Below are 13,195 nucleotides of genomic sequence, written 5' to 3' on the forward strand. Positions count from 1 at the left end.
CAATTTCCTCGCCTTTTTATCTAATCAATCCGTGCTGGCGGGGCATGCTGCGGGGCTTTGTGCACCACAGCAGGGCGGCACGAGGTGGCAGGCCTTGTCAGAGGCGGGTTTGGTGCGATGCATTAAGAGCGATGCGCGCGTACCACACTTGGTAGAACGATTCCGTGAATTGTTTTGCCGCGCTTAGGGCCTTTTGTTAAATTTGCGCGGCACTTCCGACACGGAAGCAAAGGAAACGGAGGAGCCCAGCCTCATGCACACGGGGTCGGGCGGTCTGAGACAACTCTTTTAATTTCGAGCCCACATGAAAAAGTCTGCCATTCTGGTTGCAGTCGGCGCCCTGTTCGCAGGTTCGGCCTATGCCCAATCGAGCGTGACGCTGTACGGTATTGTTGACGCAACGATCCACTACACCACCAACGCCAATGCCAACGGCAACAGCCTGGTCCGTCTGGACAACGGTGCTGTGTCCAACAGCCGCTGGGGCCTGAAGGGCAATGAAGATCTGGGCGGCGGCAACAAGGCGCTGTTCGTGCTGGAAAGCGGCTTCGATCCGGATACCGGCCGCGCCAACGGCGGTGGTTTGTTCAATCGTCAAGCGTTCGTGGGCCTGTCCAACAAGGACCTGGGCACCATCACCCTGGGCCGCCAGTACAACTTCGGCTTCACGATGGGCGGTAACTTCGATCCGCTGGGCGTGGGCAACTACGACGAGAACTCGTGGATCTACTACGGCGTGACGGGCCTGCGCGTGTCCAACATGCTGAAGTACGAAGGCAAGTGGAGCGGCCTGTACGTTGGCCTCGGCTACGGCTTTGGCGAACAGGCTGGCAGCGCAGCTGACAACCGCTACATGGGCGGCGCGGTTTCGTACGAATTCGGCCCGGCCATGGTTGGCGCGTTCTACCAGCAGCAGCAAGATGCGCCCAACGCCCTGACGGGCAACCAGGGTGGCCACAAGCAGAAGGTCTGGGGTATCGGCGGCAACTACGCCGTTGGCCCGGCCAAGCTGTACGCTGGCTATATCGACAGCAGCGATAACACGGCGTGCGTGAACAGCACGACCACTTGCGCGGGCGACCGCAGCACGTTCGGTCTGAACCTGTACGGCAATGCCGCCGGTGCTGGCCTGACTCCGGGCGCCACCAAGCGCCGTGACCGTATCGGCTTGGTTGGTGTGACGTACCAAGCGACTCCGGCGCTGGCACTGACGGGTGCGTTCTACTACGACAGCATCAAGGACGCGGCGCTGGCCGCAGGTACCGACGGCAAGCGCTACACGGGCGTGCTGCTGGCCGAATACTCGCTGTCCAAGCGCACCCAGCTGTACGGCACGGTCGCTTACGACAAGGTCAAGGACGCTGCTGCTCCGGAACTGCCGGGTGGCACGGCCAATGGCCAGAACGGCAAGACGAACCAAGTGGGTGTGGGCCTGGGTATCCGCCACATCTTCTAATCGACGCTGTCACTCGATTGGGAACGGAAAAGGCGCCTTCGGGCGCCTTTTCTTTTGCCTGCGGCCAAGCGAACTTGCCTGGGCATCGGCCTACAATGTCGCTTCCTTTCTCTTCCCTCTGACACTGCGCCATGACTTCCGCACGTATCGCCCGTCGTCGCCTGATTGCTTTCGCTGCGCTGCTGTGCACCGGCGTGCCGCTGCTTGCCGCATCACCCGTGCAGGCGGAGGACTATCCGGTCAAGCCGATCCGCATCATCGTCGCGTATCCGACCGGCGGTATTTCCGACAACGTGGCGCGTGCGCTGGGCGAGAAGCTGTCTGCGCAGCTGGGCCAGCCGGTGGTGGTGGAGAACCGCGCCGGCGCCGGCGGCAGCATCGGCATGGACGCCGTGGCCAAGGCCGTGCCCGATGGCTACACGCTCGGGTTTTCCTCCGTGAGCCCGCTCACGCTGAACCCGCATTTCGGCAAGCTGCCGTATGACCCGTTCAAGGACATCGCCCCCGTGGCCAACGTCATGTATGCGCCGATGATCCTGCTGGGCACGCCGTCGTTCACGGGCAAGAGCTTTGCCGACATGCTGAGCCAGTCGCGCGCCAAGCCGGGTTCGATCCGCTGGTCGACCTCGGGCCTCGGTACGGTGGGCCATCTGGCGCTGGAGCAGGTCAAGGCGCAGGCGCATGTCGATATCACGCTGATCCCGTACAAGGGCGGCGGCCAGCAGCTGACCGATGCCCTCGGCGGGCAGGTGGAGGTGATGTCGACGAACGTGGGGCCGACGTTGATGCAGCACATCACCAGCGGCAAGCTCCGCCCGCTCGGGGTGGGCGCGCCACACCGGCTCGATGCGCTGCCGAACGTGCCGACCTTTGCCGAACTCGGTTACGCCAAGGCCAACATGGCTTCGACCTTCGGCGTGTTCGCGCCGGCCAAGACGCCTGCCCCGGTCATCGCGCGGCTGAACGCTGAGATCAACAAGGCCCTGGCCGCGCCCGATCTGCGCGAGCGCCTCACGCAGGCCGCCGTGGTGCCCGCCGGCGGCACGCCCGCGCAATTCGCGGCGAGCATCCGCGCGGAGTACGACAGCAACGGCCGCATCGTGCGGGCCGCCGGCATCCAGGCACCGTAGCGCAACGCGCGCACCGCCCATGAAAAACGGACCCCGCGGGGTCCGTTTTGCGTTGGCCGTGGGCCTGGCTCAAGCCTTCTTCGCCCAGGCGCTGCACCAGCCCTTGTTGGCGACGTCCTTGCCGGCAAACAGCGGGCAGCCGCCTTGTGCGGCCGTGCCGCCCTGGTACAAAGCGCAGTTGCCGCAGTGCTGATCCGGCGTGTGCTTCGGATACTTGGCCTTGTCAGCCTTGGTGGTGTCGGCCACATAGCCGAGCGCCTTGGACTGCGGGTCGCTCTCGGCAACCAGCGGCGCAGCCTTGGCCAGGTCCGAGATCGACATGCCGACGGCGCCGGCGGCGGCCACAATGGGGATGCTCTTCAGGAATTGACGACGATTGGACATGCTGATTCCTTTTGTGGGAGTGTGTTGTGTGGCGCCCCTTGCCGGGCCCGTGCGCCGCACCGGCTCGCCCCAGGGGACAGCGGACGGCGTCGGCGCGCCGTTTTTCCGCTCGTGCATTCTGGCACAGCTCCCAGCCTGCGGCATCTGCGTAGGGTCAATGTTCCGCATACCTGTGTGCAGCAATCGCTCACTTCGGCGCAAGCGGCGGCCGTGCATGGCCGGATCAGCAAACAGGAGGGAGCCGGGATGGAACACTTGGCGCGCCCGGCTGGGATCGAACCAGCAACCCCTGCCTTCGGAGGGCAGTACTCTATCCATTGAGCTACGGGCGCACATCGGCGCAGAACGCGCCGAAAGAGAAGCCCCGCAGGATAGCGCATTTGGCGGCAAGCGTCCATCGCCCGCCCGCGAAATCGCGTGGCATGCCGCATGCTGCGGTCGCGTTTCGCGGCCTGTTTGACGCCGGCCAAAAAGCGCTGCTTAGGGCTCTCCCGCGTGTCAAACGCCGAAACAATACGGATATAATCGCCCGTTATTTGACAGAAGAAATGCGGGGACAGGTCTGTTCGGGCCAATGCGGCGGCATCGCGTGGTCTTCCTGCCTCCATCGCGACCTTACGCGGCCCCACGCACTGCCGGCGATGCCCGTGCTTCATGCCGGTGGCGCCCCCGGGGGCTCCAGAGCGGTTCCACCATCCTGAGAGTTGAGCATGTCCGACGCGCAGCACGACGAACACGAGCCTCTGATCAAGACCCCGAAGCAGCTGATCATCACGGTGATCGCCGCGTTTGCCGTTCCCATCCTCGTCATCATCCTGCTGGCCAACTATGTCGGCCTGGGCGTCAAGGAAGGCGCCGGCAGTTCCGGCATGTCGGAAGAGGCCGTGAACGACCGCATCAAGCCCGTCGCGCACCTCGAACTGAAAGACCCGAACGCGCCGCGCGTCTACAAGACCGGCGAGCAGCTCTACAAGGAAGTCTGCGCGACCTGCCACGCGGCCGGTGTGGCCGGGGCGCCCAAGTTTGGCGATGCGGCCAGCTGGGGCCCGCGCCTGTCGCAAGGGCTGGAGGGCCTGACCAAGGTGGCGCTGGCCGGCAAGGGCGGTATGCCCGCGCGTGGCGGCACGTCGCCGGATGACGTGAGCGATTACGAAATCGAACGCGCCATTGTCTACATGGCCAACTCGGCTGGCGGCAAGCTGCAGGAGCCGCCCGCACCGGCCGGCGCGGCAGCAGCGCCTGCGGGCGCCTCGGCGCCGCAGGCTTCTGCTTCGGCTCCGGCTCCGGCCGCTGCCCCCGCTGCCGCTGCAGCGCCGGCGGCTCCGGCACCTGCCGCTGCGGCGCCGGCTGCCGCCGCTGCACCGCAAGCCGCTGCCGGCGACGTCGGCAAGAAGGTGTATGAATCGACCTGCCAGATGTGTCACGCCGCCGGCGTGGCAGGCGCCCCGAAGTTCGGCGACAAGGCCGCCTGGGCGCCGCGCATCGCCGAGGGCAAGGCGAAAATGTATGACATCGCGCTGCACGGCAAGGGCGCGATGCCGCCCAAGGGCACGTACGCCGGCTCCGATGATGACGTGAAGGCCGCCGTCGATTACATGGCCGCTGCCGCCAAGTAACGGCCGCACTTTCCGCCAAGAAGCCCGCCCCGCGCGGGCTTTTTTATCGGCTGTCGCGGCAGCGTTGTATGGCCGGCACTTGGTTTGCTACGACGATTCTCGATGTGCGGAGAACGCTGCAGCCCGCGGCAGCGCCCCGCACGCGCCAACGATGATGCACATGGAGGTTGCGATGCGAAAAGCGCAAATGACGCCGGCCTGCTGGGTCGCGGCCGTGCTGGCTGTGGCCAGTTCGACGGTCGTGGCGGCGGACAACTGGGTCAAGCTGGCTCCGCTGGCCGACAACGCCGGCACGCTGTATCTGGACAAGGACTCGATCGAACACAACAAGGACGGCACCGTGCGCGCCACCACACGCGATGCCTATGACGCGCCGCGCAAACTCTCCGACGGCAGGGCCTATCAGTACGACACGCGCACGTCGCTCTACGACTGCAAGAACGACCGCATCCTCCCCGTGAGCGCGCTGATCCAGGACAGCCAGCACGGCACGGTGCTTACCAAGACCATCGACGGCCCGCGCTGGGAAGCCATCGTGCCGCATTCCGAAGGCGAGGCGATCCTGCGCGCCGTGTGTCAGAAGTAAAGCCGGCGCGGGAAGGGCCGGGCGCTATTGGATGGACGCTGCCGGCGCCAGGTCGACGCGTAGCGTCCCATCCGCATCCATGCGCGTGGTGCCGCGCGCGGCGGCCTCGCGGTAGTGATACAGGTCGAAGCGCAGCGGCCCGCGCGTCGACGTATCGGTGACGAGCACGCGGCTGTTGGTCACCAGCACGTTGTACATCTTCAGGTCACCGGACTGGATCCAGATGCGGCTCTCGGCATCGGTCGGAGCGGGCGCGCACAGGGCCGGCGCCGGGCCAAAGCCGAGCACGAGCCCGTCGGGCGTCACGCGCGCCGTCTTCATCTGGCCGATCAGCCGGGGCGGCGGGAAGACCGTGTACTGATCGAGCACCATGGTGTTGCCCTCCAGCTTGGCGCCGCCGCGGTCCAGTGGCGCGAGCTGCGACAGCTGCAGCCCCAGCGCCTTGAGCAGCGCCAGCGTCTGGATGCCCATCACGCGCGCCTCGGTCGGCGTGTAGACGAGATAGCGCGACTCCTTCAACTCCAGGGTGCCGCGCATGCCGAACGGCATCCACACGCCGGGAACATGGTTGCGCAGCTTGAGCCCGCCCGATACGTCGAGCACACCATCGCCCGGCGTGAGCGACAACGCATTGAGCGAGCGCGGGGAATAGTCCAGCAGGTACGTATTGAACAGCGCGTCGAGCGACGCCTTGGGTACCGTCACATCGCCGCCGAGGATGCGGATGTCGAACTGGCCCGGATCGTCCAGGTCGACCGCCTGCCCCGGCGTGCGCGGCACGAGTTGCGCGGTGAGCTGGTGCACGTGAAAGCCGATGTCGCCAGTGATGCGGAAATCGACATTGCGCATCTGCACGACGGGCGGTGCGGTGCCGGAATTGCGGGCCACGGCCGGGCCGCTCGCGTTGGGCGCACCGGAGGACGGATCGCAGCGCTGCGTCCATTGCTGGGGCGCGGTGTCGAGCGTCTTGCGCTGGGCGCTGGCCATGGGCGCTTCGGCGGCACGGCCGAGGGCGCTCGCCACGAGGGCGGCCAAGCCGAGTGCCACCAGCGCTAGGCGCAGCGTCAACGCGGCGAAGGTGAGGGCGGAGGCGATCATGGCGCGGTCCTCCGGGCGAGGTGTACGGCAGGCCTGGCGGTTTTCGGCGTCTGCCCCCCGGCGAGCGTGTCGAACGACGGCATCCGCACGCGGATGCCGCCATCGGGCGAAAACCGCAGCGAGCCGGCCACGAGCTGGTCGCGGTAACGGTACAGGTTGAAGACGAACGGCCTGGCCGGATCGGCAACCACGATGTCGATGCGCGCGTTCATCGGCATCGAGCGCATGAAGCGGATGTCGCCGCCGCGGAAGAGGATGTACGGGCGCTGCGCATCGGAGGCGTTGGCCAACGGCGGCATCTGCGGATGGCCGTCGCCGATCTGCATGACGAGCCCGTCGCGCGTGACGCGGATGGCAGAGAGCTTGAGGTCCAGCGCTGGTGGCGGAAACAGCCTGGGCACCTGCATGACGATCTCGCTGCCGGCCAGCTGCACCGACGGCGTGGATACCGGCAGCAGGTCGGCCAGTTCGATGCGCGCGGCGCCCATCAGCGGGCCCGCGTCCTGGCCGCGCACCTTGACCACGTTGGGCCGGAACACGATGGTCTGCGGGTCGCGCAGCACGAGCGGGCCGCGCAGCTCGATCGGCACCCATGCGCCGCGGCGGCGCATCTCGGCGTGCATGTCCAGCGCGTTGTCCTCCAGCGAGAACCTGAAGTTGCGCAGGGGCGGGTCACTGCCCGGCCCGCGCGCAAAGACCACGGTGTTGAACAACGCGGCCATGCTGTCGGCCGTCACGCGCACCGTCCCGTTCACTGGCTGCAGCGTGTACGACGACACATCATCGAGCCACACGGGATCGCCCGCCTCACGTGGCACCATGCGTAGCGCCAGTTCATCGATCACGAAGCCCACACCGCCGTCGAAGCGGAAATCCACATGCCGCAGATACGAGATCGCATCGGGCTGCCCCGAATCGCGCAACGTCACCGGCCGCACCGCGCGCGTGGCCAGCGCTCCGGCCTGAAACGGCGCCCGCGCCTGCGCCCGGGCATCTTCCAGCTGCTTGGCCTTCTCCGCCTCGATGCCGCCGTGGTCGTCCCCCGCACTGGCACAGCTCTGCAGCAACAACGCCGTCATCAACACCCCGGCAACCCGAAACCACCCGGCCCACCCCTGCCCGCCGACGGTTTGGCCGTACCCTGCCCTATGGGGCGCCTTGAATTTTCGTGGGCGGGCGGAAAAAAGAGGGGGAACTGTCTGAGCGAAGCGAGTTTTCCACGTCCCCTCTGTGCGACACAAATTCAAGGGGAAGTCGCCATCCTGGGCACGCCTTTCTTTGCTTACCTGTCTTTGGCAAGACAAAGCAAGTAGGTCGGACCCGGCAGGGGACGAAACAAGCGATGCACCCATACCGCCCGCAGACGGCGAGCCGAGCAGCCAACGCAAATGCAACACCGATTCCCACATCGACGGTCTCCTCGTCGTGAGAGGCCGGAAACCACCCGGCGACTGGCGCGTTCATGGCGATCCGTCACCTTGCCGCGCTCGTGTAGAATTTTTTCCATGCCCGCCCGCAAACCAACCGGCGATGCCGGTCCGCCCGCTGCTCAACCTGCCCGCGAGTTCACCATCGATGAACTCGCGCGCGCGGCTGACACCACCGTCCGCAACGTCCGCTCGTACCAGGACCGCGGCCTGATCGATCCGCCCGAGCGTCGCGGGCGCGTGGGCATCTATACGCAGGCGCATCTCGGCCGGCTCAAGCTCATCAATCATCTGCTGGCGCGCGGCTACACGCTCGCCAACATCCAGGAACTGCTCAAGGCCATCGTCGAGGGCCACGACCTGCGCTCGATCCTCGGGCTCGAATCGGCCATCAGCAGCCCGTGGTCGGACGAGGCGCCCAAGCACTATTCGCTGCTGGCGCTGGCCAAGCTGTTCGGGCGCTCCATGTCACGCGAGGCGCTGGGGCGGGCCATCTCGCTTGGCCTGCTCGAGCCTGACGGCCTGGGCTATCTCGCGCGCAGCCCCAAGGCGCTGATGGCCGGCGCGCAGATGGCCAAGGCCGGCTTCCCGCTGGTCGAAGTGCTCGACATCATCGAGCGTGCCCGGCCGCATACGCAGGCGGTGGCCGATGACCTGGTCTCCATGGTCGTGCGCGAACTCGACAAGTACGGCAGCGATCTGCCGCCGGTCGAAGACGTGCCGCGTCTGGTCGACGTGATCTGGCGCATCCGCCCGCTGGCGCTGGTGGCGGTCGAAGCCGAGCTGATGCGCGCGCTGGAGATCGCCGCCAACAAGTACCTCGGCGACCGCGTGGCGCAAGTCATCGAGCACATGCACGAGCCGTCGGGCCAGTCGCCCGCGTCGGACAAGGGTTAGTGTCTCCGGCGCGCCCATGCGTGGGGTGCGCCTTATCTATTTCTAGTTTGATCCCGATACCACGGGTGCCGCAGGCGTTTTGAATGCCTGTTCAGGAACCGGCCGCGCCCGCTGTCGACAGCTTGCGGCGGATCGACGGCGACGGTGCTTCGCCATGGGCTGCGGCATAGGCTTCGATCTCCGAGATCAGCTTGGGCAGGCGTTCCAGCGCGGCGCGGTTGTCCTCGTCCCACGGGTGGAACGACGGCCGGAAGAAATCGAAGAACTCGGGGATGATCTTGCGCAGCGGCGCCGGGTGAATCCACAGAAAGTGGAACGCTTTGCCGAGGCCCAGGAATTTGTGCTTGATGGTGCGGTCGGCAAAGATCAGCCGCAGGTGCACGTAGAACACCATTGCCCAAAAGGTCAGGGTCGTCAGCACCATCGTCAGCGTGCGCGTGAGGTAGCGGCCCACGCCCGGCTTGATGGCGAGGTTCCATACGTCGTAGCTGACGGCCTTGTGCTCGGTTTCTTCCATGGCGTGCCACAGCCAGACCTGGCGGTAACCGGGCTCGGAGTTGCGGCCCAGGCCGTCTTCATTGGCGAGCACCTGGCCGGCCAGCATGGCGGTGTAGTGCTCCAGCGCCACCGTCACCGCCAGCTGGTGCGACTTCGGCGTGTACTTGCGCAGCAGGTTCAGGAACTTGCCGACAAAGCGGTCGATGCGCGTGGCGGGCAGGCCGGCGCGATCGAGCAGATCGTTGTACAGCACGTGCTCGCGCGTGTGCATGGCTTCCTGCCCGATGAAGCCGGCCACGGCCTGCTTGAGTTCGGGATCGGTCACCAGGTGGCGGTAGTTGCGCACACTGTCCATGAAGAAGCGCTCGCCGGTCGGGAAGAAGATCGACAGCGCATTCAGAAAGTGCGTTACGTGCGGGCCTCGCTCGTGCCAGTTGCTGATGCGATCAGCCGGCAGGTGAGGATGCACGTCGCGACGGACTGGCATCATGGGCGGTTCTCCTGGAATGTGGTGTCTGAAAGGCGCGTCGACGCGCGCCCCTGATCGAGGAATGCACAGAGGTCGGTCCCCACGCGTACGGGGTCTTCCTCCATCGGGATATGGCCGAGCGCCGGATACATGCGCAGCGTGGCGCCGGGAATGCGGCGGGCGAATTCGCCGGCATGCGCGGGCGGGATCCACCGGTCGCGCTGGCCCCAGAGGATGAGCGTGGGCACTCGGATCGAGGCCAGCCCGCTGGTATCGACATCGTCAAAGCGGAACTTCGGCACCATCTTGCCGATGGCCTGTCGTGCACCGTCGGCATAGAAGAAATCGGCGTAGCGGCGCAGCGTGGGTTCGGACACGCGCGACGGGTCGCCATACACATCACGCGTGGCGGCGCGGATGATCCCCTCGGGCAGCATCCACGGTGACGTCATCCGCACGCCAATGTGATTGAACAGATCGATGTAGATCGGCAGCTTCATCGGGAAGCCGGCGGAGTCGATCAGCACGAGCTTCTCGACGCGGCCCGGGTGCCGCACGGCAAAATCCCACGACACCATGCCGCCGAGCGAATTGCCGATCAGCGTGAGTTTCGACAGGCCCAGCGTGTCGACAAACGCGTCGATGAAGTCGCGGTACAGCGGCAGCTCCATCGTGCGCGGGCGGCCCTGTGCATCGCGCAGCGGGCCGGTAATGCCGAACGGCGGCAGGTCGAGCCGGATCACGCGGTAGCGCCGCGTGAGCTGCGGCAGCACGCCGTCCCACGTATGCAGCGACGCGCCAAAACCGTGGATCAGCAGCAATGTGCCTTCGGCGTTGGCAGCGCATTCGTCGGTGTAATGCACGCGCGTGCCCATCAATGGCAGGTAGCGCGATTGCGGCTTGGCGTAACGTGCGATCAGCACGTCGCGGCCGATGCTGCGCAGGCCGATGCGGCCGGGGCGCAGCATCGCGCGCGCGACGTGCAGCAGGTTCGCGCGCGGGGGGCTGGCGAACGTTTCTCCGGAGACCGCATGGAGCGGCGGGGGGGACGCGACGGTCTTCATCGATCGGCTCCGGGGCTATTTGGCGCGGGCGGTGGCGGGCGCGGTGTCTTCGCGCAGCGCCTTCTTGCGGGTGCGGCGGGCTTCGCGCACGACCAGCGCCTGGTAGGCGGCCGGCAGAATGCGCGCCATGGCGTCGGCGGCGTAGGCGTCGGGCCCGATCAGCACGCGGCGCTTGTTCTTGCGCACGCCGTCGAGGATCACCTGCGCAGCCTTCTCCGGCGTGGTGATGAAGAACTTCTCGAACTCGGCCTTGCCTTGCTGCTCGTCGCGCACGAGAAAGCCGTTCATGCTCGGCGAGACGCGGCTCGACTTGGCGATGTTGGTCTTGATGCCGCCCGGGTGCACGCACGTGGCCGACACGCCGCAGTTCATCAGGTCGAGCTCTTGCCGCAGCGCTTCCGTATAGCCGCGCACCGCGTACTTGCTGGCGTTGTACGCGCCCATGCCGGGCTGCGCGAAGATGCCGAAGATGCTCGACGTGTTGACGATGTGCCCGTTGCCGCTCGCCTTGAGCAGCGGCAGGAACGCCTTGGTGCCATGCACCACGCCCCAGAAATTGATGTTCATGATCCAGGCGAGGTCATCGTCTTCCATGCCTTCGATCGTGCTCGACAGCGCCACGCCGGCGTTGTTGAAGATCAGGTTGACCTGGCCGTGCGCGGCCGCCGCTTCTTCGGCCCAGCGGTACACCGCGCCGCGGTCGGCCACGTCGACGGCATGCGTGGTCACGCGGATGCGGTCGCCCTCATGTGCGCGGATGAGGTTCACGGTCTGCGCGAGCGCCGCTTCGTTGCGATCGGCGAGCGCGAGGTGGCAGCCCTCGCGCGCCAGCGCCAGCGCCAGCGCGCGGCCGATGCCCGACGCGGCACCGGTGATGGCGGCAACCTGGTTGTTGAATGACTTCATGGCGTGTCTCCTGATGGCCGGTGCGCGTCAGAGGTCAGGCGCGGTCGAGCGCTTCTTCGTTGGGGGTGTTCTGGACGGCGGCGGGCACCGTGCGGGCGGGGATGCGCAGCGGCACGCCCTTGGGCACGGCCATCGGGCGCGTGCGGTAGTCCGCCAGCCGGAAATGGGCCGTGGCGCGGCGAAACTGCCACGTGAAGCCCGGCCACAGCGTGGTGTTCCTGCCGGTCTTCGGATCGAGGTACCAGCTCACACAGCCGCCGGCCGACCAGATCGCATGCGAGAGCTTCTTCTGGATGCCGTCGTTGAAGCGGCGCTGCACATCGGGGCGTACGTCGATGGCCGCCACGTTGTGTGCGCGCATCGACTTGAGCGCGTCGACGATGTATGCCACCTGCGACTCGATCATGAACACCATCGACGAATGGCCGAGCCCCGTGTTCGGGCCCACCACCATGAAGAAGTTGGGGAAGCCCGCCACCGTGGTGCCAAGGTAGGCCTCGGCGCCGTGCCTGTCCCACACGTCGACGATGTCGGCGCCCTGGCTGCCGAGCAGCACGCCTCGCGGGAACGGGTCTGTCGCATGAAAGCCCGTACCGAAGATCAGGCAGTCGACCTCGCGCCGCGTGCCGTCGGTGGTGACGATGGCGTTCGGTTCCACGCGCGCGATGCCGGTGGTGATGACGTCGACGTTCTCGCGCGTGAGCGCCGGGTAGTAGTCGTTCGAGATCAGGATGCGCTTGCAGCCGATGGTGTAGTCGGGCGTCACCTTCCGGCGCAGTTCGGGGTCGGCGATGCGGCGCCTGATATGGGCACGCGCCATGCGCTCGACCGCCTTCATCAGCTTCGGGTGGATCACGAAGCCGAGCACGCGCGATTCGAGCATCCAGTAGATGCCGGTGCGCACCAGCTTTTGCGTGAACGGCAGATGGCGGAACAGCCAGTGCTCCAGGCGCGAGACCTTGCGGTCGGGCTTGGGCAGGATCCACGGCGGGGTGCGCTGGTACAGGTCGAGCCGGCCGACCTTGGGCGCGATCTGCGGCACGAACTGAATGGCCGAAGCCCCCGTCCCGATCACGGCGACGCGCTTGCCGCGCAGGTCGTAGTCGTGGTCCCAGAGCTGCGAGTGGAACGCCTTGCCCTGAAATGTCTCGATGCCGGGAATGTTCGGCCACGCGGGGCGGCTCAGTCCGCCCATGCCGGAGATGAGTGTACGCGCGCGGTAGCGGCGCCCGTCTGCCATCTCGAGATTCCACACGCCGGCGGCATCGTCGAAGGCGGCGCGCACCAGTTCGTGGTGGAAGCGCACGTGCGGCCGCACACCGAACTGGTCGGTGCAGCGCTCCAGGTACGCCCGGATTTCCGGCTGCGGCGAATACATGCGCGACCACTCCGGGTTCGGCGCGAACGAGAACGAGTACAGGTGCGACTGCACATCGCACGCGCAGCCCGGGTAATGGTTGTCGCGCCAGGTGCCGCCCACCGAGCCGGCCTTCTCGAAGACCAGGAAGTCGTCGATGCCGTTCTGCTTGAGCTGGATCGCCATGCCCAGGCCGGCAAAGCCCGTCCCGATGATGGCGACCTCGATGAGGGCAGGGGCGTCGGGGCGGTGCGGGGCCGGCGCAACGGCGTCGGCGCGCGGGAAGTCGGTCCGTGCGTTCACGTGG

13 protein-coding genes and 1 tRNA gene are annotated in these 13,195 nt (G+C 66.6%); 6 read left to right on the top strand and 8 right to left on the bottom strand.

All coding sequences use genetic code 11. The annotated features are described in order from the left end of the window. From A6M56_RS16765 to A6M56_RS16775, 3 genes are all read left to right on the top strand, one after another. Nucleotides 1-187: hypothetical protein (locus tag A6M56_RS16765; RefSeq protein WP_286758251.1), on the top strand; the 187-nt coding region annotated here is incomplete at its 5' end. A 117-nt stretch (nt 188-304) separates the two neighbouring features. Further along, nucleotides 305-1,456 carry a porin gene (locus A6M56_RS16770; RefSeq protein ID WP_062737736.1) on the top strand — a complete coding sequence of 384 codons (1,152 nt, stop codon included), beginning with the start codon at nt 305-307 and terminating at the stop codon, nt 1,454-1,456. 131 nt (nt 1,457-1,587) lie between these two features. Continuing rightward, nucleotides 1,588-2,586 carry a Bug family tripartite tricarboxylate transporter substrate binding protein gene (locus tag A6M56_RS16775; RefSeq protein ID WP_102080191.1) on the top strand — a complete coding sequence of 333 codons (999 nt, stop codon included), beginning with the start codon at nt 1,588-1,590 and terminating at the stop codon, nt 2,584-2,586. Nucleotides 2,587-2,655: 69 nt separating this feature from the next. On the opposite strand, the gene A6M56_RS16780 is transcribed toward A6M56_RS16775, so the two are convergent. Further along, complete coding sequence (locus A6M56_RS16780; protein WP_045785113.1) at nt 2,656-2,970, bottom strand: high-potential iron-sulfur protein; 315 nt, start codon at nt 2,968-2,970, stop codon at nt 2,656-2,658. Nucleotides 2,971-3,226: 256 nt separating this feature from the next. Further along, nucleotides 3,227-3,302 (bottom strand) — tRNA-Arg (locus A6M56_RS16785). Nucleotides 3,303-3,680: 378 nt separating this feature from the next. On the opposite strand from A6M56_RS16785, the gene A6M56_RS16790 reads away from it, so the two are divergent. Both A6M56_RS16790 and A6M56_RS16795 read left to right on the top strand, forming a co-directional pair. Then, nucleotides 3,681-4,586 (top strand): c-type cytochrome, encoded by a 906-nt coding sequence (locus A6M56_RS16790; RefSeq protein WP_045785112.1) that lies wholly within the window; start codon nt 3,681-3,683, stop codon nt 4,584-4,586. Between the two features lie 172 nt (nt 4,587-4,758). Beyond that, a complete protein-coding gene (locus A6M56_RS16795) occupies nt 4,759-5,172 on the top strand; it encodes a surface-adhesin E family protein (protein ID WP_062737754.1) in 414 nt (137 codons plus the stop codon). 24 nt (nt 5,173-5,196) lie between these two features. Here A6M56_RS16795 and A6M56_RS16800 read toward each other — a convergent pair whose 3' ends face one another. Together A6M56_RS16800 and A6M56_RS16805 are read right to left on the bottom strand one after the other, a co-directional pair. Then, nucleotides 5,197-6,270: a DUF2993 domain-containing protein gene (locus A6M56_RS16800; protein ID WP_102080190.1), complete on the bottom strand. Its 1,074-nt coding sequence runs from the start codon at nt 6,268-6,270 to the stop codon at nt 5,197-5,199. After that, nucleotides 6,267-7,349 (bottom strand): hypothetical protein, encoded by a 1,083-nt coding sequence (locus tag A6M56_RS16805; protein WP_102080189.1) that lies wholly within the window; start codon nt 7,347-7,349, stop codon nt 6,267-6,269. The genes A6M56_RS16800 and A6M56_RS16805 overlap by 4 nt, the downstream gene beginning before the upstream one ends. Before the next feature lie 426 nt (nt 7,350-7,775). Between A6M56_RS16805 and A6M56_RS16810 the strand changes: the two genes are divergently transcribed. After that, entirely contained in the window at nt 7,776-8,594 is an 819-nt protein-coding gene (locus tag A6M56_RS16810; protein WP_045785108.1) for a MerR family transcriptional regulator, read from the top strand. A gap of 91 nt (nt 8,595-8,685) precedes the next feature. Here the strand turns inward: A6M56_RS16810 and A6M56_RS16815 are convergent, their stop codons facing one another. The 4 genes from A6M56_RS16815 to A6M56_RS16830 are packed head-to-tail and all read right to left on the bottom strand — an operon-like array spanning nt 8,686 to nt 13,191. Further along, complete coding sequence (locus tag A6M56_RS16815) at nt 8,686-9,582, bottom strand: metal-dependent hydrolase (protein WP_062737739.1); 897 nt, start codon at nt 9,580-9,582, stop codon at nt 8,686-8,688. Next, nucleotides 9,579-10,625 carry an alpha/beta fold hydrolase gene (locus tag A6M56_RS16820; protein ID WP_102080188.1) on the bottom strand — a complete coding sequence of 349 codons (1,047 nt, stop codon included), beginning with the start codon at nt 10,623-10,625 and terminating at the stop codon, nt 9,579-9,581. The genes A6M56_RS16815 and A6M56_RS16820 overlap by 4 nt, the downstream gene beginning before the upstream one ends. 15 nt (nt 10,626-10,640) lie before the next feature. Continuing rightward, complete coding sequence (locus A6M56_RS16825; RefSeq protein ID WP_102080187.1) at nt 10,641-11,531, bottom strand: SDR family NAD(P)-dependent oxidoreductase; 891 nt, start codon at nt 11,529-11,531, stop codon at nt 10,641-10,643. Nucleotides 11,532-11,565: 34 nt separating this feature from the next. Beyond that, entirely contained in the window at nt 11,566-13,191 is a 1,626-nt protein-coding gene (locus tag A6M56_RS16830; RefSeq protein WP_045785104.1) for a flavin-containing monooxygenase, read from the bottom strand. Nucleotides 13,192-13,195: the final 4 nt, after the last annotated feature.

Origin of the sequence: Ralstonia sp. RL, assembly GCF_001683835.1 — a bacterium.
Lineage (GTDB): Bacteria > Pseudomonadota > Gammaproteobacteria > Burkholderiales > Burkholderiaceae > Ralstonia > Ralstonia mannitolilytica.

Excerpts from the sequence above, each read along its gene's own strand:
- A6M56_RS16770 (WP_062737736.1), top strand. The coding sequence starts at position 305 with ATGAAAAAGTCTGCCATTCTGGTTGCAGTCGGCGCCCTGTTCGCAGGT.
- A6M56_RS16775 (WP_102080191.1), top strand. The coding sequence starts at position 1,588 with ATGACTTCCGCACGTATCGCCCGTCGTCGCCTGATTGCTTTCGCTGCG.
- A6M56_RS16780 (WP_045785113.1), bottom strand. The coding sequence starts at position 2,970 with ATGTCCAATCGTCGTCAATTCCTGAAGAGCATCCCCATTGTGGCCGCC.
- A6M56_RS16790 (WP_045785112.1), top strand. The coding sequence starts at position 3,681 with ATGTCCGACGCGCAGCACGACGAACACGAGCCTCTGATCAAGACCCCG.
- A6M56_RS16795 (WP_062737754.1), top strand. The coding sequence starts at position 4,759 with ATGCGAAAAGCGCAAATGACGCCGGCCTGCTGGGTCGCGGCCGTGCTG.
- A6M56_RS16800 (WP_102080190.1), bottom strand. The coding sequence starts at position 6,270 with ATGATCGCCTCCGCCCTCACCTTCGCCGCGTTGACGCTGCGCCTAGCG.
- A6M56_RS16805 (WP_102080189.1), bottom strand. The coding sequence starts at position 7,349 with ATGACGGCGTTGTTGCTGCAGAGCTGTGCCAGTGCGGGGGACGACCAC.
- A6M56_RS16810 (WP_045785108.1), top strand. The coding sequence starts at position 7,776 with ATGCCCGCCCGCAAACCAACCGGCGATGCCGGTCCGCCCGCTGCTCAA.
- A6M56_RS16815 (WP_062737739.1), bottom strand. The coding sequence starts at position 9,582 with ATGATGCCAGTCCGTCGCGACGTGCATCCTCACCTGCCGGCTGATCGC.
- A6M56_RS16820 (WP_102080188.1), bottom strand. The coding sequence starts at position 10,625 with ATGAAGACCGTCGCGTCCCCCCCGCCGCTCCATGCGGTCTCCGGAGAA.
- A6M56_RS16825 (WP_102080187.1), bottom strand. The coding sequence starts at position 11,531 with ATGAAGTCATTCAACAACCAGGTTGCCGCCATCACCGGTGCCGCGTCG.